This window comes from Hungatella sp. SL.1.14 (genome assembly GCF_024460495.1).
Taxonomy (GTDB): domain Bacteria; phylum Bacillota; class Clostridia; order Lachnospirales; family Lachnospiraceae; genus Hungatella; species Hungatella hathewayi.
Map to the genome: position 1 here is coordinate 99,875 of NZ_JANFYJ010000004.1, position 20,207 is coordinate 120,081.

Genomic DNA, 20,207 nt, shown 5'->3' on the forward strand with positions numbered 1-20,207 from the left:
GTTTTAGTATGAGCCATAAATCTTTAGAAACGGCTGTAAAATTTCTGAAATTTTCTTCAGAAATTCTTATCATGTCTGCTGTTTTTTTGAAAAAAATTTCTCATTCTATTGTTTTTCCGGAAGCTTCATCAACGTATGATAGCGGTAGTCGTGGCTTTCATACGTAAAGCTTCCTCCCATCTTTTCAATCATCTGCTCCGACGCCTTGACGCCAATCCCGTAGCTTTCCACCTCGATCTCCTCGTCCCGTATGGGATTTTCGATGTTTAAGCAGACGAAGCCGTCTGAAAGCCTGACCTCCACGGACACAATGCCGTCTCTGCGCGCGTATTTTTCGATATTCGTACCAATATTATTCAGGACGCGTTTTAACTGGACCACATCGGTCTCCACCGTAAACGGCGTCTCAATCTTATAGTGCACTTCCGTCCGGAAACCGTGTTCCTCCAGGGATTCCGTCAGATCACCGATCAGCTGCCCAAACAGTTCATTTCCGTCGTATTCCTCATTTTTCAGGGAAAAGCGGTCTCCTGTGGCATAGGAATAGCTGAATAAATCGTCCATCAGGTTCTTCATATGATATGCCTGGCGCTTTGCCTTCTCCATATAGAGGACGGATTCATCTGCCGTGCATTTGCCGGCCGTAATCAAATCCAGATAGAACAGAACCGAAGTGAGCGGCGTCCTGATATCGTGGGACAGGGCTGTCACGATCTCGCTCCGTTCCTTTTCAATCCGGTCCTTTTCCTCAATCTCCTTGTGCAGGCTTTCGCTCATCTGGTTGATGCTGTCTGCCAGGGAATAGAGTTCATCCCGCCCTTTTAAGGGAATTACATACCCTCTGGAACCGGTCTCCAGGATGTGGATTCCCTTCTCAATCTGGCGGATATATGCCAGTTTTTTCTGAAGCAACACGAGGAACACCACGACGAAGCAGACCGCACTCAGCCCCGCCCCCAGTACAAGGATCAGCGTCCGGAACCTGGCTTCAAAATAGGCCCTTATCAGGATCTCCCCGTCCCCGTCGGCAAACTTCACCGGATAGGTAACCGCAGTCCCGTGACGGTAGAGATACCCATACTGAAATCCCGGATGCTCGTCCTTAAGCTCGGTCTTCAGCTTCTCATTATCCCGGTCCATGGTATTATAGTAGACGCGTTCCCGCTGATATACCGTCAGAAACACATACCAGTTCTCAGAGTTCCAGTCTCCGATGGTCTCCCCGTCTCCGATCTCCACATGATTTTCCGTGACAAAATCCTGAAATTCCTCCGCCAGAAGCTTCGTATGCCGCTCGTAATAATTCTTCTGGTCCGTCATCATGCCGGCCAGAAGCCCCATGGCGTTCGTCACCGCCACATAGCAGAGAAAGGCGGCCGCCGCTGCGATCACCACATCATACAGTGTGGCAAGACTTAAGCGCGTGGGATTCGCCATTTTCTTAAGAAAATTAATCAATATAATACCCCCGCCCCCACATGGTCTTTATGTATTCCGGATTCTGCGGGTCCTTCTCAATTTTCCTGCGAAGGTTTCTGATATGGACCATTACATTGTTGTTGGCAGAGTAAAAGTACGGTTCATTCCAGACACTCTCATAGATATTCTCCGAGGAAAAGATCTTTCTCCGGTTCTTTAATAAGAGAACGAGAATACAGTACTCCCTGGAGGTCAGATTCACATCCCTGCCTTCCACGGTCACGGTCCGTGTGTCCTGATCCACAGTAAGATCCCCCAGCACCAGACGGTTATCCGGCGCAACGAAGCTCTTTCCCTGGTAGACGAGATACCGTCTCAGAAGCGATTTGCACCTGGAAAGGAGTTCCGAATAGGAAAATGGCTTCGCCAGATAATCGTCGCCTCCCGCCGAAAATCCCATGGATTTATCGGAATCCTGGGTGCGGGCCGTCAGAAACAGGATGGGAGCCATAGTCTTTTTTCTGATCTCCGAACAGGCCACGTAGCCGGACTTAACCGGCATCATCACATCGAGAATGATTAAATCAATGGTGTCGTCCGCCAGCCTGACCGCTTCTTCACCGTCTCCCGCGGTCACCACCTCGTACCCTTCTCCGGTCAGAAGGATCTGCAGAATTTCAATAATCTCCTCGCTGTCATCCGCAATCAGTATCCGCTGTGCCATCGCGCAGACCTCCTTCCCCGATTTATCGTCTACTGCACCGCAATGTGGCACATCTTCATCGCGTTTAAGGCATTTTCATGGCTTTCCGGCGTGACTCCCGCGCAGCAGGAGGAATCCACGAGAACCGGCACCTCCGGGATGGCGGCCTTTACCAGCAGTGCATTGGAGATGACGCAGATATCCGTACAGACTCCGATCAGCATGACAGACTCATACGGCCGTTCCTGAACGTATTCCATGAGGGCGGTGCTTCCAAAGGTGTTCTTCTCAAACCGTTTCCCCTGAAATTCCTTTAAAGAAGAATCCAGTTCCCAGCCATCGGTCCCCTTAATGCAGTGAGGCACCGGCAGATTCTTTCCTTCCTGGGTGTCCATATACTTACCATCGTGGGTGTCCAGCGTAAAAATCACATCGTCTCCCGCCGCCTGATACTCCTCAATCATCTTTTTTACACTGGGTACAATCGCCTGTGCCTCGGGACTTCCCAGCGCGCCGTCTATAAAATCCTTCTGCATGTCCACAACAATTAAGAGCTTCATTTGTTAAACCTCCATTTTACAGATATTTGCTTTAGTTTACCACAATTTAATATCCTTAGGAAGATATTTCCTCGATTTTTCCCACAGGCCGTAGTATACTGAAAGTAAGAAACGGCTTCTGCGCCGTAATGAACCAGAAAGAAGGATATCAGTATGGTAGAGAAAAAAAATCCCTTTGCCTCCCTGTCGGACAAAGAACTGGAGGCCATGTTAAAAAAGCTGGAGGACTCCAATGAACGCCAGGCCTCCTACGCGAAAAAGCAGTACCGGATGTCTCAGATCACCGCTCTGGCCAGTATTCTGATCCTTGCCATCGTCATCTATACCTCTGCAACTATCATCCCCCGTGTCAACCGGCTTTTCGACGATGTGGAGACGGTGATGGACAGTGTAAATGTGGTGGCCAAAGAGCTGGAGGAGGCGAATTTGGGCCAGATGGTAACGGACATCGACAACCTGGTAACCTCCAGTGACCAGAGCGTGAAGGAAGCCCTCCGGCAGATTAATTCCGTGGATATCCAGACGCTCAATCAGGCGATTTTAGACTTATCCAACTTAATCAGCCCGCTGGCACGCTTTTTCGGAAAATAGAGGAAATACAGAAGAATTTTAAATTAGTTATTGACAAATTCACTTTGACGCATTAATATAATAAGCAATAAAATAAACCGTTGAAAAAGAGGAGTAAGCTATCCCGCAATATTTCAGAGAGTCGCCGTCGGTGTGAGTGCGATATAGAGCAGACAGCTGAATGGACTTTTGAGGGCGGTCCTGAACCATTTGGTAAGTAGGGATCGACGGAGACCACAACCGTTATCTGGTGGCATATATGTTAGTATATGAAAAGGGGACTTCTAAGGAAGTCAATTTGAGTGGCACCGCGGATTGTTAATTCGTCTCAAGTATGTTATCGCGCATACTTGGGACTTTTTTTATGTTTTTAAAGCAAACCAGAAAAATCAGGAGGAATCAATTATGAAAAAAACAACGAAAGCACTCTTACTCGCAGCCATGACAGTAACCGCACTCGCGGGCTGTTCTTCCAAACCGGCGGATCCTGCTGCCACTGCCGCAGAGGCTGTCACTACAACGGCCGCAGCAGATACCACCGCCGCAGAAGCCGCAGACACCACCGCCGCCAAGGACGCTTCCGCAGAAGACGGCAAGTCCTACACCATCGGCATCGGCCAGTTTGCAGAGCACGGTTCCCTGGACAACTGCCGCGACGGATTTTTACAGGGACTGGCTGATGAAGGAATCGTCGAAGGCCAGAACTTAACCATTCTCTATGAAAATGCACAGGCAGACGGCGGAACAGCCAGTCAGATCATCAACAACTTTATTTCCAAAAAGGCAGATTTAATCTGCGCCATCGCGACTCCGATCGCTCAGGCAGCCTACGGCGGGGCGAAGAAAGACAACGTTCCGGTCATCTACACGGCGGTCACCGATCCGGTCGCCGCGGCGCTTGCAAATGAAGACGGAACACCGGTCGGCGAGGTCACCGGAACCAGCGACAAACTCCCCGTAGAAAAGCAGCTGGAAATGATCCGTCAGATTCTTCCGGATGCAAAGAAGATCGGTATTCTCTACAGCACCAGCGAAGTCAACTCCGAAACCGCCATCGCCGAATACAAGGCAGCAGCTCCGGATTACGGCTTTGAGATCGTGGAAGGCGCCGTAACCTCCACCGCCGATATCCCGCTGGCTGCAGACAGCATTTTGGAAAAAGCAGACTGCTTAAACAATTTAACCGACAACACGGTTGTAAGCTCTCTCCCGATGATCCTGGATAAAGCTGCAAAGAAAAACATTCCGGTATTCGGAAGCGAGGTAGAACAGGTTAAGATCGGCTGCCTGGCTTCCATGGGTCTCGATTACGTCGATCTGGGAATCCAGACCGGCAAAATGGCTGCCAAAGTGTTAAAGGGCGAACAGAAAGCCAGCGAGATGAACTTCGAAGTCATCGAGGAAGCCGCATTCTACGGCAACAGCAAGGTTGCTGAAAATCTCGGCATTACCCTTCCGCAGGATTTAACAGATTCCGCAGCTGCCATATTTACCGAAATCACACAGTAATCAATCACTCTCCCGCCCGGCTCACTGCCCGCGGAACTAAAATACTTCTCCTGGAGGAACGCAATCATGTCAATCATACTTGGCGTATTTGAAGAAGGCCTGGTCTATGCCATCATGGCACTGGGCGTCTATATCACCTATAAGATTCTGGACTTTCCGGACTTATCTGTGGACGGAACATTTCCGCTTGGCGGAGCTGTAACGGTCACACTGATACTGGCTGGAGTTAATCCGGTGCTCACGCTGTTCGCCGCATTTGCGGCCGGCGTCCTGGCCGGGTGCGTGACGGGATTCATCCACGTGAAATTAAAGGTCCGGGATCTGCTGTCAGGTATCATTGTCATGACTGCTCTCTACTCTGTCAACTTAAGAGTAGCGGGTAAATCCAACGTCCCCATCTTCAACAGTGACTCGATCTTTGAAAATGCTTTCGTCAGCCGTATGTTTCCGGACAGCATCAGTAATTTCATCGTTGTTATCATTCTCGCCGTCATTGTGATCCTGGTAAAGCTTCTGCTGGACCTCTATTTAAAGACACGGTCCGGCTACCTGCTCCGGGCGGTCGGCGACAACGACACGCTGGTTACCTCTCTTGCCAAAGACAAAGGGATGGTAAAAATCGTGGGTCTGGCCATCGCCAACGGCCTGGCCGCGCTGGCCGGGTCCGTCTACTGTCAGCAGAAAGGCTTCTTTGAAATCAGTATGGGTACCGGCACCATCGTCATCGGTCTGGCAAATGTCATCATCGGTACGAAGCTGTTCAAACGCGTTGGCTTTGTCAAATCTACGACGGCTGTCGTCATCGGTTCCATCATTTATAAGGGCTGTGTCTCTCTCGCCATCTACTTAGGGCTGGAGGCCTCCGATTTAAAACTGATTACGGCCGCGCTGTTCCTCGTCATACTCGTACTCAGCAACGGCAGGGAAAAGAAGGTGAAGAGTCATGCTTGAATTAAAAAAGATCAATAAATACTACAATCAGGGAACCGTCAATGAGATGTGCTTATTCGAAGACTTCAGCCTGACCATAAAGGACCGCCAGTTCGTCTCCGTGGTCGGAAGCAACGGCTCCGGCAAGACCTCCATGTTAAATATTATCTGCGGAAGCATTCCGTTGGACAGCGGGCGCATCATCATCGGCGGAAAAGACATAACCAGCATGCCGGAATACAGACGTCAGCGCCGTATCGGCCGCGTGTACCAGAATCCGGCCATGGGAACGTGTCCCCACATGACAATACTGGAGAATATGGCCCTGGCTGACAATAAGGGAAAGCCCTTCAATCTCCTTCCCGGTACAAACCGTCAGAGAATCAATTACTACAAAGAACAGCTTCATTCCCTTGGACTGGGGCTGGAAGATAAGCTGCACGTAAAGGTCGGTGTTCTCTCCGGCGGCCAGCGCCAGGCCATGGCTCTTTTGATGTCCACCATGACTCCCATCGAATTTCTGATTCTCGATGAGCACACGGCCGCACTGGATCCCAAGACTGCTGAGGTCATCATGGAGCTGACCGACCAGATCGTCAGGGAAAAGAACTTAACCACAATCATGGTCACTCACAACTTACGCTACGCCGTGGAATACGGTGACCGTCTCATCATGATGCACCAGGGCAATGCCATCATCGACTGCGCCGATGAAGACAAGGCCGCCCTGAAGGTGGACGATATTCTGGACAGATTCAACGAAATCAGCATTGAGTGCGGAAACTGATTCCTGCCGCAGATCAGACAAAAAAATACCGGTGACGGAAGAACACTTCAAAAAGGTATTCTTCCGTCACCGGTATTTTTCGTCTGATCCCTTAATCCAGTCTTTCCAGAACCATGATCTCTTCCTCTTCCCCGTAAAACGCGATCTGGTTCTTTCCACGCCCTTTGGCGCTGTAAAGTGCCTCATCCGCGTGCCTGTAGAGCAATTCAAACGTATTCCCATCCTGTGGGCTGAATGCGATTCCAATGCTGATGGATACGATACTGTCCTCTCCGTCCATCGTCAGGGCATATACCTGGCGGCGCACCTCCTCGGCCCGGAAGCTGGCACACTCGCGGTTCGGTATGCGCTCCAGGAACACGACAAACTCATCGCCGCCGAACCGGGCGATCAGGTCGTCAGACCGGAATGCACCAGAGAGAATCCTCGCCATCTTCTTTAAGACTGCGTCTCCCTCCTGATGGCCGTACCTGTCATTGATCTCCTTAAATCCATCTAAATCCAGCATCATCAGACAGGACAGGCTGTCCTCGTGTTTCAGGGCCTGTTCCACCTTCTCCTCGATATTTCTTCTGTTGTAGAGACCTGTCAGGGGATCCCTCTCGGAGGAATACAGCAGCTCCATCTTCCGTTTTGTCTCTTCATCCACATCCCGGACGTAGGCGAAAGCCACCGGATTTCCCGAGACAGGCTCCGTCAGGAGGGAGATGGTACACGTCATCCATTTGTAATCAGCCGATCCAGGATACGCCGCCCGAAACAGTTCCTTTTGCTCCCGTTCTCCGGTGTAATAGGCGGCCAGCATACGATTGGCCTGCATCTGTCCGGCGATCCTGTCATGGTCCGCCGGGTGAATGTACCGGCACATCTTCTCCACGAATCTGCTGCTGTATAAGAATCCGCTTCCGTCTTCCATCCAGTCTTTCCCGTGAATGGTACAGGCCAGCACCTGCTGCTTTACGAGATCAACAGACCACATGGCAACCGCCTCCGAGAGAAGCGCTGCACGGTACTGCTCCTCCTGGGCAAACTGCCTCCTGATTCTCCGCTCCTCCGTAATGTCCTCCAGTGTTCCGATGGCATTGGCCACCTCACCCTTTCCGACGATCACCGGAGTCACGGACAGTCTGAAATACGTATCCTCTGAAAAGGAGGTGCCTCCTGCAAATTCCAGCGGATCCGGCTCTTTTCCCTCTGCCGCCCTCTTTAAGATCATCCTCCACTTCTCCAGATCCTCCGGAGCCACCAGCCCACAGGCAGCTCCTTTTGCCGAAACCTGATATAGGACCGTTGGAAATTCTGCCGTCTTCACCACCGGAGGGGAGATAAAGCTAAGACTGTCATCCTTGGGCACGTATTCGAATGTAGTGCCGGTGGAATGAAGAAGCGCCAGTTCCAGCTTTTTCTTCTCCAGCTCCAGTGCCGTCTTGGAGTCCAGGATTATATTTCTCGTCTTCCTGAACCATAAAACGATGACTGCCAGTTCCGCCAGGAACAGCAGGAGCATCTTCACCGTAAGGTACAGAGCCGTCTTGCCAATGTGTTCACGGTACCAGTTAGAGACCGTATAGGGAACTACGGTAAGCACGTACCAGTCATTGATCTGAGCCGGCGCGTAATAGACGATCCGCTTCTCTTTCCCGTAAGTGAACAGAAAGACGCCCCGCTCCTTCCGCTCCATCTTCTCCTGCAGTTCTTCGACGGCCTCCTCCCCCATATCCGTATCACTTCGCAGGAAACTGAAATAGTCCCGTCCACTGTACAGACTGTCCGCATGGCTGGTCTGCATGATCACCGTTCCGTCTGACTTTAACACGTAGCTGTAGCTTCCGGAATTAAATCCGTTGGTGGTTACCATATCCACCATCTGCTCCACGATCATGATCCCTGCAATTCCGCCTTCTACAGTCTCTCCTCTTCTTACCGGTGCATAAAAGGCGAAGACCTCCTGTCCGGTTACGCTGGATGGAAAGACATCCGTCATCCCGCTTTCCCCTCTGCAGATTCCTTCTACATAGCCTCCCGTCGAATGCGGAAGCTCCTCGTGCTCCACCGTATACAGTCCTCCGTCAGCAGAAACCAGTCTGATATTTGCAAATCCACACTTCTCTTTCAGCTGCTCATAGACTCTCTGACGGCTTTCCTCTGTCAGTTCAGGCGTCTCAGACAAAAAATCCGCCGTATACCGCACTTCCTCAAATACTCTGGTCAATTCGTTCTTTACCGCGGTCTGGGACTGGTCATTAACGTCCGCAAGATGTTCTGTCGTCATGTCCGTCATCAAATGGTCGACACGCCTCGAAAAATCGTACAGAAACAGATAGATGAAAGCCAGAACCAGCACGACAAGCAGCAGCACGGCTCTCACATGATTCCGGCTGAAGCTGTTTTCCTTTTTCATATTTTCCCTCCTCGTTTCCTACAGGTCGCCATTTACGAATCAAGCAGCAAAAATATGTCAGGGATGGCCCCTTAAAAAACTCTGTATGAAAACCCGTCTGGGGCGGCAGCTTTTCTTGTTACGCAAAAAGGCTTCAGACAGATTAATCTGGCTGAAGCCCCAACATCTCGTAAGGTTTTAGCAGCTGGCTGCCCATACGGCCCTTTAGCTTTGCGTCACTGCCTTTCGACAGTTTTGCCATTACTATATATAATAGTTTTATAATACCGTCTTGTCAACCAGATTTTTCCAGTTTCAGCGGCTCATTTCGCTCTGAGGACCCTTCTGGTTGTGCTCACGGATAATCATGTTCATTTCCTCTAAATCCGAGGTGGGCAGATCGCCGGGAATCGTGTTTTTCAGCGCGCTGGCCGCGTTCCCGTAACGCACCGCCTTCATGCAGTCGCCGCCGCTGCTTAACAGTCCGTACAAAGCGCCCGCGATATAGGCATCTCCGCTGCCGATCCGGTCTACAACGTCAATATTGCGGTACGGCTCTTCCTCATAGTATTCGTCCCTGGCCGCATCATAGATCACGGAACCGAACGTATGGCTCTTCGGGCTGTGCACCACTCTCTGGGTGGAAGCCACGATGGAGATGGGGTATTCCTCCGTAAAGCTCTTCATCATCTCCCTGGCCGTTCCCGTCTTCTGAAAGGTCAGCCGGGCGGTGTCCTCTGAACAGAAGAAGATATCCACATACGGGAGAATCTGCTCGATGCACTCCCTGGCCTCCTCGCCCGTCCACAAATTCCCGCGGAAATTCACATCGAAGGATATGATGGTTCCGTTTGATTTGAACCTGCGGATCATATCAATGGCAGTCCTTCTCGTGTTTTCACACAGCGCCAGGGTAATACCCGTCGTGTGGAAACAGGTTGCCGCACGGAACATGTCCTCCGGGAAAGAATCGATGCAAATGCTGTAAAAGGAACTGTTCTTTCTGTCGTAAATAACCTTCGGTTTTCTGGGGTGCGCGCCGTATTCATAGTAATAGAGGCCCAGTCTCGCGTCGGAGCTGTGGTCATAGACAAAGAAATCATCACTGATTCCATAGGAGCGCACTTTATTTTTCACAAAATTACCCATATCATGGGCTGGAAGCTGGGTCACCACGCCGGTGTGAAGCCCCAAAAGGGCCGCGCCGACTGCGACGTTTAACTCTGCTCCCCCCACCTGCTTCTGAAATGAGTCTCCGCGCACAAGACGTTCCACTCCGGCCGGAGACAGGCGCAGCAGCAGTTCACCTAAACTTAGCAAATCAAATGGTCTGTCACTCATGATTAATCTTCCTCACTTTTAAAAAGAGGGGCCATTCTATAAAAGCTTTTAAAAGCTGATTAGAATGACCCCGCTGTCTTATTTTTTATCTCTGTACACGTCCTGAACCGTCTCCGCCTGCAAGGCTGTCAACGTCTTCTCTCGTAACTAAGTTGAAGTCGCCGGGAATGGTGTGCTTTAATGCGGAAGCAGCTACCGCATACTCCAGAGCACTCTTATAATCCTTACCGTCCACCATGCCGCAGATTACGCCGGCTGCAAAGGAATCGCCGCCGCCTACACGGTCCACGATTGGTGTGATGTGGTACTTTCTGGAGTGATAGAACTCACGTGTAGCGCCGTCCATGATGCAGGCTGACCAGCCGTTATCAGAAGCGGAATGGCTCTCACGTAAGGAGCTGATCACATACTTAAAGCCGAACTTGTCGATCATCTGATTGAAGATGTCAACGTAACCCTGCAGCTCCAGTTCGCCGGAGGTTACATCAGTGTTGCCCGGCTTAAATCCGAGAACCTTTTCTGCATCCTCTTCGTTGCCGATGCATACGTCCACGTACTGCATTAAGTTTGTCATGACCTTCTGAGCCTTCTCGGAAGACCATAATTTCTTACGGAAGTTTAAGTCTACAGATACCGTAACTCCGTGAGCCTTTGCAGCCTTACAGGCCGCTTCCGTCAGCTCTGCAGCAGAGTCACTGACTGCCGGTGTGATACCTGTGAAATGGAACCAGTCGGCTCCTTCAAAGATCTCATCAAAATTGAAATCCGCCTCGGTTGCTGTGGAAATAGAAGAATGAGCTCTGTCATAAACAACAGTAGATGCTCTCATGGCGGAACCGGTCTCCAGGAAGTAGATACCCAGTCTCTCACCGCATCTTGCAATGTGCTTTGTGCATACGTTGTACTTTCTCAGTGCTGCTACTGCGCATTCGCCGATCGGGTTCTTCGGAACCGCTGTCACAAACTCTGCGTCATGGCCGTAATTAGCCAGAGAAACTGCTACGTTTGCCTCGCCGCCGCCGTAATTTACGTCAAATTCATCTGCCTGGATAAACTTCTCATTGTTCGGGGTAGATAATCTTAACATGATTTCGCCCATTGTTACTACTTTTGCCATTATTTTCTCTCCTTAATTCTATTTTCAACTTTATCTGAATCGTCTGTCTTATGCGCGTGCTGCCGCAACCGCTTTTACAAATTCCTGAGCTTTTGCCGTAACTGCTGCAAAATCGCCTGTCTTGGCGCCCTTTGTTAAGCTGCTGCCTGTTCCTACTGCGTAAGCGCCTGCCTTAATCCACTTGTCCACGTTGTCCACATCAACACCGCCGGATGGCATGAACTCGCCCTGAGGAAGCGGGCCTTTGAAGGAGCTGATGGCTGCCGGTCCCATGATATTGCCAGGGAAGATCTTGATGATGTCACAGCCGGCTTCTAATGCGGTAATAGCCTCGGTTGGTGTCATGACGCCCGGAAGCATCGGCACTCTGTAACGGTTGCACATCTTAATGGTCTCTACGTTTAAACCAGGGCTCACAACGTAGTTCGCACCTGCCAAAATAACGGCTCTTGCAGTCTCCGGATCGAGTACGGTACCCGCACCGATAACAACGTCTTTGTTATCTCTATATTTTTCAGACATCTTTGCAATGAATTCAACCGGGTTGCCTTCATCCATCGTCATCGTAATCTCAATGAAGTTGATGCCGCCGGCAATAATCGCGTCAACCACTTTCTCGCCCTGCTCCAAGTTCTTTGCACGAACAACGGCTACCAGGCAGTCTTCTTTCATCTTTGCTAAAACCTGTTCTTTTTTCATGATTGCTCTCTCCTTCTTATTCGCATATACGAATGTCTTTCATAATTGCGATTCTTATAATTGAATATTAATCGTTTCTCTTCATTTTGTCAACAGGAAATCTTTATATTTTCGAATAAAGAATCCGGCATGCCGGACTTACGCGGCGGAACGCGGCCGCTGTCACACAAAATAGCCCAATAGTCTCGAAACTTCCCGTCCTTTTGCCGCTACAAGTGCCCCCAGCGCCTCATAATCCTCCGTCGGTTTGTACAGACTGGACACGCTGATCGCTCCCAGGCAGGAACCGTCCCGGTCGAACACGGGGGCTCCTACACACTGCATATGCTCTTCCATCTCCCGCGCGTCGAAAGCGTATCCACGCTCCCGGACCTTCTCCAGCTCTTTCAAAAGCTGTTCTCTTCCCAGTATTGTCCGTTCCGTATGCTTCACAAATTTAATCCGGTTTATCACCTGCTCTCTCGTCTCCTCGTCACTGTATGCAAGAATGACCTTTCCCAGCGAGGTGCAGTACATGGGATTCTTCGAACCCACCGTCGCCGTGGTAATGATCGGATTCTCCGGTTCAAACTTGCATATGTAGACAACGTGGTGGTCGGAAGGGATTCCGAAAAACACGGTCTTGCCCACTTCCTTGGAAAATGCCTTGAGTACCGGTTCAATGGTGCCGATAAAATCCAGATTATTCGTATAGTTAATTCCAATGCGGTAAGCCATCAGCCCGATGGTATAGCTCTGCTTCTGCCCCCTGGCCACATTGACCATCCCCATCTCGGCCAGCGTCGTCACAATATCGTAGGCGCTCGTCTTCGGAAGATTCAGCTTCTCGCAGAGATCATCGAGCGTAGCTCCCTCCGGTGTTCTGGATATCATCTTCAATATTTCCACGGTTCTCTGTGTCGTTCTGTTCAGTTTCATGGTTTGCCTCCGTTCTTACTCCTTTAGTATACCTCCCTGTGGCTTTAAAAGGCAATATGAATTGCTCTCATACGAAGTATTTGTAAGTGTTTACAAAAATATTACATGATTCTGTGCAAAATGTCAAAGTGTTTGAAGATACGCCCAAATACTTGTGGGAGGGAGAGGGGGAGGCAGGGAAGCGCGCAGACTTCTCATTTCCTCGGCGGCAGGAACTAAAGCCAGAAGGCAGGAAAAAAGGGCGGATCGCTGCAAACTACGGAGAACTCCTGAAGGACTTCTCCTCCGTATGCGCTCGAAAGTTGGCTTTGAGGCCAACTTTCGCCACCCTTTTTTCCTGCCTTCCGACTTAAGTTCCTGCGAGCCTCGGAAAAGGAAGCCTGCACGCTTCCCCGCCTCCCCCTCTCCCTCCCACAAGAATTTGGGCTGTGTATTGGCTCCACTAGTAAAAAAACAAAAACCATACAACAACAACAACAACAACAATAATAATAGTAACAATAAAAACAACATTTGCTGCATAATCGCCTTTCCCAGCTCCCGTGGTACACAGCCCCGCGTCATTGCGTCAGGCCCAGGCTGCGGGTGGAGGGGAGCGGGCGCGCTATGGTTATTCCAGTGTGCCGGCATCTGGATACGAATCATAAGAAAGTCCGAGCCTGGCGAACACGCCCGTATTTGGCGTGTACGACAGGTTCGGACTTTCTTATGGTGAGTAGGAAGCAAGACGGACACGGAATAACCATAGCGCGCCCGCTCCCCTCCACCCGCAGCCTGGGCCTGACGCAATGACGCGGGGCGTACCCCCCTCACTTTACAGACCCCAGCATCCCTTCTACAAAACTCTTCTGCATAATAAAGAAGATCGCCGCAGTCGGAAAGGTGGCTGTTACGATAGCTACCATGATCATTCCAAAATCCGGAGTATAGGCGGAGTTCATGGCGGAAATAATCAGCGGCAGGGTCATCTTGTCGTCGGTCTGAAGTGCGACCAGGGGCCATAAGTAGCTGTTCCAGATATTCATGAAGGTGATAATGGTGGCCGCTGCAAAGGTTGAGCGCATGACGGGACAATAAATCAGGAAAAATGATTTCATTTCACCCAGTCCGTCCACTCTGGCGGCCTGAAGAATTTCTTTCGAAAATGATTTTGTATTCTGACGGAAGAAAAAGATCAGGAACGCGGTTGCCATGGAAGGCAGAATTACGGACAGAAAGGTGTTTAACAGGCCCCATTGTGCAAACATGCGATAACGGGGGATGAGCAGTGTCGCCATGGGGACCATCATGGACATCAGAAGCAGCGCCATCACCTTATCCTTGATCCGGCTCTTGTAAATTTCAAATCCGTATCCGGCCATGGCGGCTACCAGCACAGTGAGTATCGTGGCGATTACCGTGATAATCATGGAATTCTTGATTCCCGTCACGATGTTTGTAGTGGTAAACAGCGTATGAATATTGGTGAGAAGCTGATTCCCCGGAATCATCCGGCCACTGGTGATGTCGACAGAGGCATTCGTTGCGCCGACGATCATCCATAAGAACGGAAAGATGGACAGAAAAGACGCAATACATAAGAACACGTATTTTCCAACTTTTTTAATCATGTTTGTTGCCTCCCGTCACTTTAAACTGGATTGCCGTAAGAATAACGATCATCAGGAGTATCGCATAGGAAACCGCGGAAGCATATCCGAAATCAGGAGTATACTTGAAGCAGAGGTTGTAGATATACTGTGACATCGTAATGGTTGCGTTGCCCGGTCCTCCCTGTGTTAAGTTTACGACCTCGTCGAACAGCTGCAAGGTTCCGCTGATCGAGGTGATGCTGGTAAACAGAATAATCGGTTTTAACAGCGGAGCGGTAATGGAAAAGAACTTCTGTACCACATTGGCTCCGTCAATCTCCGCAGCCTCGTAAATTTCAGGATCAATATTCTGAAGTGCGGACAGAAAGAAGATCATGTTGTATCCGGTCCAGCGCCAGGTGATTGCGATGATAATCGTAACTTTTCCCCAGAAGGCATCGGTCAGCCAATGGATCGGTGACTGGATCACATGGAGCGTCATTAACATCTGATTGATAAAACCACTGTCGGAAAACAGACTTTTAAAGAGTACCGCATAAGCTACCAGAGAGGTAACACACGGCAGAAAGATCGCAATGCGGAAGAAGCTGCGGAATTTCAGTTTCTTGTCATTTAAAAGAACTGCGTACAGCATGGCCAGAAGCAGCATGACCGGCACCTGAACAATCAGATAGAGAAATGTGTTTTTTACTGAGGACAGAAATATGGGATCGACCAGAAGCCGTTTATAGTTAGCCAGCCCACAGAAATGGAGATTCATCCCCATTCCTGTCTGAAATGAATTGGCTAACGCTCCTATCATGGGATAAAAGCAGAATACTACTATAATCAGCGTGCCGAAACCAATGAATAACCATCCTTTGATAACGCTGGATATTTTCTTACTATTCATTGTTTTCCTCCCAAAGGTCTTACCGGGCCTGTGCTTCTGCCTGAACCTGCATACTCTTCATGGCGGCGTCAATGTCCTCTCCCTGCAGGATCTTCTGGATTTCAGCCATCACAATATCCTGGAATGCGTACGTATACGTGCCATAATTTACATTCGGAATCTCTTTTGTAATGGAGGCAATCTCCTGATATATCTTCTGGTTGCCGAAGAACGGAATTTCTTTATTATATACATCGCTCTCCTGAGACGGTAAGTACGTTCCCACGATTCCCTTCTCGTCCAGCAGCCGGTTATATAGCTCTTTGTTTTCTCCGAAGGTCGATTTTAAGAAATCCAGGGCAATATCAGAATTTTCCACGCCGTTTAAAATGTACCAGCTGCCGCCGCCTAAGTTGGAAGCGTTGGTAGCCCCCGGCGTGCTGTCCAGTCTCGGGATTTTTGCAACTCTCCATAAACCGTCCTGTCCTTCCCCTTTCATAATAGAAGGAGTAAACCAGCAGCCTTTCATCTGAAACGCCACTTCACCCTTATTCACGCCTTCCAGGAGACCGGCCCATCCGCTGTACGTTCTGACCAGATCTTCGTCCGTGATGGTCTTAATGATTTGCAGACACTCCTTAAGCGCGGCATTGTTCTCCATGTTCGGAGTCGTTCCGTCCTCTTTCGTAAACCAGGTTCCGGCAGACTGCATGGTCAGCTTCATTAATTCGATATCGCTGGGATCCATGGAAATCATCTTTTTCCCTGTGGCCTCTTTGATCTTTTTGCCCATCTCGATGAACTGAGACCAGGTCAAATCCTGCATGTCTTCCTCCGTATACCCCGCCTGCTCAATCATATCCTTGCGGTAATAAAGAACAGCGGCTCCGTTGTCCCACGGAATACCGTAGGATTTTCCATCCAGCGTCATCGGTCCTTTTTTGTATGCGGCAAAATTATCATAGTTGATCTCGGAGGTTAAATCCATAAACGCTCCCGGATAAGATTTTAAGAATGACTGAATCCGGTAATCCTCGATGGGCACCGCGTTCGGAAGACCTTTTAGGGATCCGGATCCCAATCCCGTATTCAGCTTCTGGACTACATCATTCTGGCCGACTTCCACAATGTTAATCTCCACATCCGGATGGTCCGCCTCGTAGATCTCCTTCGCCATCTCCAGGGCAGCAATATTAAATTCTTTATCCCATGCCCAGAAGGTCACAGTCTTTTTATCCCCTGTGGAGGTACCGGCCGCCTCCTGTTTCGCCGTCTCCCCTGTCTGAGTCCCCGTGTTATCAGCCGGTGCCTTGCTCCCACAAGCGGTCAGGCCCGCAGCCAGCGCAACCGCAGCTGCAAACAAATACATTTTTTTCATCTCTGTCTTCTCCTTTTCTATATGATGCCTTTATTTTATCGTTATATCTCACAAAAATATCGCATTTTATTTGGCATATTACAGCATCATGTGATTAAATCAATACGAAGGCGGGAGAAAAAAAGTACTTTTTTATAATTTTGGTACTTTTTTCAGGTGATACGGCAGCCGGAGGCTGACCGAAGTACCGGTCCCGATCACGCTGTGAATGGTGACGCCGTATTCCTCCCCGTAGATCAGACGCAGCCGCTCGTGGACATTGGGAATTCCGATTCCCGTCAGGTGACGCCGCCTGTCACTGTTTAATAAATCCGCAGTCTCCTCCTGTGACATTCCGTCTCCTTCATCTATGATTTCGCAGATTAAGTCATCACGCTGCTTTTTCGTAAAAATCCGGATTTTCCCCTCTTTCTTATTCTGGAACGCGTGAAAAAAGGCATTCTCAATAAATGGCTGCAGAATCAGCTTGGGCACCATGCATTCCATCTCTTCCTCCGCCAGAAAATACTCCACCTCGATGCTGTCGCCGTACCGCACCTGATTGATAAACACATACTGCCGGACCAGATCGATTTCCTCCCGCAGCGTGATCTCCTCCTCCATGTTTCCGATCGTTTTCTTTAAAATGGCAATCAGCGCATTAATCGTATCCGAGGCCTTCTCTGTATTGTTCTCCCACGTAAGATATTTGATGGAAGCCAGTGTATTATACATAAAATGCGGGTTGATCTGCATCTGCAGCGCCTCAATCTCCAGCCGCCGCCCCCGCTCCTGTTCCTCTATCAGCTGCCGGACATAGCTGTCAATCTCATCCACCATCCGGTTATAGACATCCGCCATCTGCCTTACCTCTGAATTTCCCTTTACAGGACTCACTTTTTCGAATCTGCGGTTTTTGAACGTATCCAACTGCTGAATAAAGAAGTTGAGAGGCGACACAATGCGGCGCATAATAAGGAAAACCACAGCAATGGCCGTCCCTGTGATCAGAAAACCTGCAAACAGGATATTGCGCCTGACTCCTGCGTAAGACCTCAAAAGGGCTGCTTCCTCCACCGTATTGACCATGTACATATCCAGCTCCGGGATGTAACCCGATATGACAATCTCCGGTTTATGGTTCCCCTTTACAGTCCGGTAGGTCTCCCCATTCTCCCTCATTGACTGAACGAACGAGAGCAGCTTCGGCTCCTCACGCCCCAGGCTGTCTTTCCCGTTGCCTGATACGATCTGTCCGTCGGAAGAGAGAATCACCATGCGGCTGCCCTCCGGAACAGCCTCGCTGAACATCTGATAGAACTCCTCCGGAATCGTAATATAGGCCGTGGCAAAGCTTTCACTGGAAGACGGCAGAAACAGCCTTCTCGCTGCAATTACACATTTCCTGTCCTGAAAATCGGCGGTAATCCCATGGCTTTGATACGTATACTGAAGCCGTCTGCCTGTTTCGCTGATCTTCGCGGAGCAGGGCATCTCCTCTATTGCCTCCACCGGCACAGAGATGCGTTCCCCTGTAAACGAGAACGCACTGCCCTGGTTGCTGACCGCGACCAGATTCTCAGCTGTGCCGGAAGGCACAGAATCGTAATAGACCTTCAGGATATCATACGTCTTGATGAATTTTTCCGTGCCGCAGGCGTCGGCAGCAAGAAAATAATTCTTTAAGGCCGGGTCTGTCTCCAACAGCCTTAGCAGCGTTAAGTAAGAGTTATTGTTTTCCTCTACGTTTTTCTTGATATTATCCATCAGCTTTGCATTTAAAAAGGTGGAGGACTGGATAAAGAGATTTTTCGTAATCCAGTCCGAACTGGCCATCGTGCAGACATTCGTCAGAACAATGCTGCTTACCACTACCAGAGACAGTTTAAAGAAGGTTCCCCACCGTATCTGACTCTTCATAGCGTTTCCCCCCGTCTTTTCGCCCGGTTCCGGTATGTATGCGGAGAATATCCGGTCTGCTTCTTAAAGACCTTTCCAAAATAACTCTGATCCGTATACCCAATCTCCTGCGCGATCTCTGACAGAGAAAGTTCTGAGGATGAAAGCAGCTCTTTCGCCTTTTCCACCCGGATCGAGTTGAGAAATTCATTGATCCCCTGCCCCATGTGGGAAGAAAAATAAGAGGAAAGGTACGAGTAATTCATATTGAAATCTGCAGCCAGCGTCTTCAGTGTCACCGGTTCACTGTAATGGAGGTACAGATACTCTGTAATTCTTAAGTAAAGACCATTTCCCCTCGCCTCCTCTGTGATCTGCTCTATCTCCTGATAAATCGCGGTAATGGCATCAATGAGTCCATCCAGGCTGTCTGTGGTGCCAATGGAGGTCAGAAAGGACAGCTTTCTCTCCTCCAGCTGGGGAGGACAGAATTCATTCTCATTCAGCTCGAAAATCGTATTGTAGAGCGTGCTTTCCATCAGCTTCTTCACGGACACCTCTCCGACCGCCATGCCCCGCAGAGAGTTTAAGTAATTCACCAGAACCGCTCCTGCAGTTCCTGCTTTCTGCTGACGTACCAGATCGCACACGGTTTTCTGATCCAGAGCCGGAAGCTGCGGCAGCCCGGTTTCCCGCAGATCGAGATAGTCTTTCCGGCTGTCGAAAAAGCGGTAGGAAAACAGCTCCGATAGTTTTTGCGCCTCCGCCTCCAGCGAGTCTCCCTTTCCGTAGGGCGGGCTGATAATCATCTCAATATTGCGCAGATAATCAATACCGTCGGCCATCATCTTATGCAGCTTTTCCTCAAACATTTCCGGATAAAAGCAGCCAATTGTATAGATATATACCTGGCTTTTTTTCAGCATGAAGCTGTCAAGATAAAACCGTCCAAATGCCTCTTTCATCAGTTCTTCCATATGGCCGATCGTAAGCTCCTGTTTGTTGGTTGCTCCCTGCAGAATCTTTCCCGGCTGAATGGCAATCAGATAGTAGGAGGCATAGGCGTCACTCGTTTCCCGGCTCTCCTCCTCTTTACCGGCTTTTCCGGGATCTTTGGCGTGGATAACCCCCTTCTTTCTGCCTATGTGGCGGAGCGCCTTAAGCAGATAATCGGATTCCAGCTCCGGTTTCAGGATATAATCGAACACTCCGTACTTAAAAGCACTTTTGACGTATTCAAAATCCTGGTATCCGCTCAGTATGATCGTGGACACCTCCGGATACTTTAAATTCACGGTGTGCAGCAGCTCTAACCCGTTCATCCGCGGCATCATGATGTCGCAGATCATCATATGAGGCAGGCTCTGTTCCAGAAAATCCAGCGCCTCCTCCCCGTTGGTCACTTCACCAATAATCTCGAACTCATCACCCTCCTGTTCGATAATATAGCGAAGCGCCTTTCTGACCAGAAGTTCGTCTTCCACGATCAGAATTTTACATTTATCACCCTCGTATCCCATGTTACCGTATTCCTCCCTGTACTTTCCCATAGTCA

The 20,207-nt window shown here is 49.7% G+C and carries 17 protein-coding genes, 1 riboswitch and 1 other annotated feature; of the genes, 4 read left to right on the forward strand and 13 right to left on the reverse strand.

Going from position 1 to position 20,207, the window contains the following annotated elements:
- Nucleotides 1-105: 105 nt before the first annotated feature.
- Genes NE473_RS05890 through NE473_RS05900 form a run of 3 tightly spaced genes read right to left on the reverse strand, consistent with a single transcriptional unit; the run spans nt 106 to nt 2,682 of the window.
- A complete protein-coding gene (locus tag NE473_RS05890; RefSeq protein WP_006776153.1) occupies nt 106-1,458 on the reverse strand; it encodes a HAMP domain-containing sensor histidine kinase in 1,353 nt (450 codons plus the stop codon).
- On the reverse strand, nt 1,451-2,143 hold the full coding sequence (locus NE473_RS05895) for a response regulator transcription factor (protein WP_055649745.1): 693 nt from the start codon (nt 2,141-2,143) through the stop codon (nt 1,451-1,453). The genes NE473_RS05890 and NE473_RS05895 overlap by 8 nt, the downstream gene beginning before the upstream one ends.
- Before the next feature lie 29 nt (nt 2,144-2,172).
- A complete protein-coding gene (locus tag NE473_RS05900) occupies nt 2,173-2,682 on the reverse strand; it encodes a cysteine hydrolase family protein (protein ID WP_055649746.1) in 510 nt (169 codons plus the stop codon).
- A gap of 153 nt (nt 2,683-2,835) precedes the next feature.
- Between NE473_RS05900 and NE473_RS05905 the strand changes: the two genes are divergently transcribed.
- The 4 genes from NE473_RS05905 (at nt 2,836) to NE473_RS05920 (ending at nt 6,478) form a co-directional block, all read left to right on the forward strand.
- Complete coding sequence (locus NE473_RS05905; protein WP_055649747.1) at nt 2,836-3,273, forward strand: hypothetical protein; 438 nt, start codon at nt 2,836-2,838, stop codon at nt 3,271-3,273.
- Between the two features lie 71 nt (nt 3,274-3,344).
- Nucleotides 3,345-3,586, forward strand: a binding site (T-box leader).
- 71 nt (nt 3,587-3,657) lie between these two features.
- The gene (locus NE473_RS05910) at nt 3,658-4,761 is read left to right on the forward strand and encodes an ABC transporter substrate-binding protein (protein ID WP_055649748.1); all 1,104 of its coding nucleotides are present in this window, start codon (nt 3,658-3,660) and stop codon (nt 4,759-4,761) included.
- Between the two features lie 63 nt (nt 4,762-4,824).
- Complete coding sequence (locus NE473_RS05915; RefSeq protein WP_172682245.1) at nt 4,825-5,712, forward strand: ABC transporter permease; 888 nt, start codon at nt 4,825-4,827, stop codon at nt 5,710-5,712.
- Complete coding sequence (locus NE473_RS05920; RefSeq protein ID WP_006776146.1) at nt 5,705-6,478, forward strand: ABC transporter ATP-binding protein; 774 nt, start codon at nt 5,705-5,707, stop codon at nt 6,476-6,478. Before NE473_RS05915 ends, NE473_RS05920 begins: the two co-directional genes overlap by 8 nt.
- Nucleotides 6,479-6,569: 91 nt before the next feature.
- On the opposite strand, the gene NE473_RS05925 is transcribed toward NE473_RS05920, so the two are convergent.
- The 10 genes from NE473_RS05925 to NE473_RS05970 all read right to left on the reverse strand — a co-directional run bounded on the left by NE473_RS05925 (nt 6,570) and on the right by NE473_RS05970 (nt 20,202).
- A complete protein-coding gene (locus tag NE473_RS05925; protein WP_081034839.1) occupies nt 6,570-8,879 on the reverse strand; it encodes a sensor domain-containing diguanylate cyclase in 2,310 nt (769 codons plus the stop codon).
- 176 nt (nt 8,880-9,055) lie between these two features.
- Nucleotides 9,056-9,128: riboswitch (cyclic di-GMP riboswitch) on the reverse strand.
- A gap of 45 nt (nt 9,129-9,173) precedes the next feature.
- Entirely contained in the window at nt 9,174-10,199 is a 1,026-nt protein-coding gene (locus tag NE473_RS05930; protein WP_022032012.1) for a sugar kinase, read from the reverse strand.
- Between the two features lie 85 nt (nt 10,200-10,284).
- Nucleotides 10,285-11,316 carry a sugar kinase gene (locus NE473_RS05935; RefSeq protein WP_022032011.1) on the reverse strand — a complete coding sequence of 344 codons (1,032 nt, stop codon included), beginning with the start codon at nt 11,314-11,316 and terminating at the stop codon, nt 10,285-10,287.
- 48 nt (nt 11,317-11,364) lie between these two features.
- Nucleotides 11,365-12,015, reverse strand: coding sequence for a bifunctional 2-keto-4-hydroxyglutarate aldolase/2-keto-3-deoxy-6-phosphogluconate aldolase (locus NE473_RS05940; RefSeq protein WP_006776141.1), 651 nt, complete (start codon nt 12,013-12,015; stop codon nt 11,365-11,367).
- 162 nt (nt 12,016-12,177) lie between these two features.
- Complete coding sequence (locus NE473_RS05945) at nt 12,178-12,933, reverse strand: IclR family transcriptional regulator (protein WP_055649750.1); 756 nt, start codon at nt 12,931-12,933, stop codon at nt 12,178-12,180.
- An 809-nt stretch (nt 12,934-13,742) separates the two neighbouring features.
- A complete protein-coding gene (locus NE473_RS05950) occupies nt 13,743-14,543 on the reverse strand; it encodes a carbohydrate ABC transporter permease (protein WP_006776739.1) in 801 nt (266 codons plus the stop codon).
- Nucleotides 14,536-15,417, reverse strand: a complete 882-nt coding sequence (locus tag NE473_RS05955) for a carbohydrate ABC transporter permease (RefSeq protein ID WP_006776740.1) — start codon at nt 15,415-15,417, stop codon at nt 14,536-14,538. The genes NE473_RS05950 and NE473_RS05955 overlap by 8 nt, the downstream gene beginning before the upstream one ends.
- 19 nt (nt 15,418-15,436) lie before the next feature.
- The gene (locus NE473_RS05960; RefSeq protein WP_006776741.1) at nt 15,437-16,774 is read right to left on the reverse strand and encodes an extracellular solute-binding protein; all 1,338 of its coding nucleotides are present in this window, start codon (nt 16,772-16,774) and stop codon (nt 15,437-15,439) included.
- A 132-nt stretch (nt 16,775-16,906) separates the two neighbouring features.
- On the reverse strand, nt 16,907-18,673 hold the full coding sequence (locus NE473_RS05965; RefSeq protein WP_256265183.1) for a cache domain-containing sensor histidine kinase: 1,767 nt from the start codon (nt 18,671-18,673) through the stop codon (nt 16,907-16,909).
- A complete protein-coding gene (locus NE473_RS05970) occupies nt 18,670-20,202 on the reverse strand; it encodes a response regulator transcription factor (protein WP_055649753.1) in 1,533 nt (510 codons plus the stop codon). The genes NE473_RS05965 and NE473_RS05970 overlap by 4 nt, the downstream gene beginning before the upstream one ends.
- Nucleotides 20,203-20,207 lie beyond the last annotated feature (5 nt).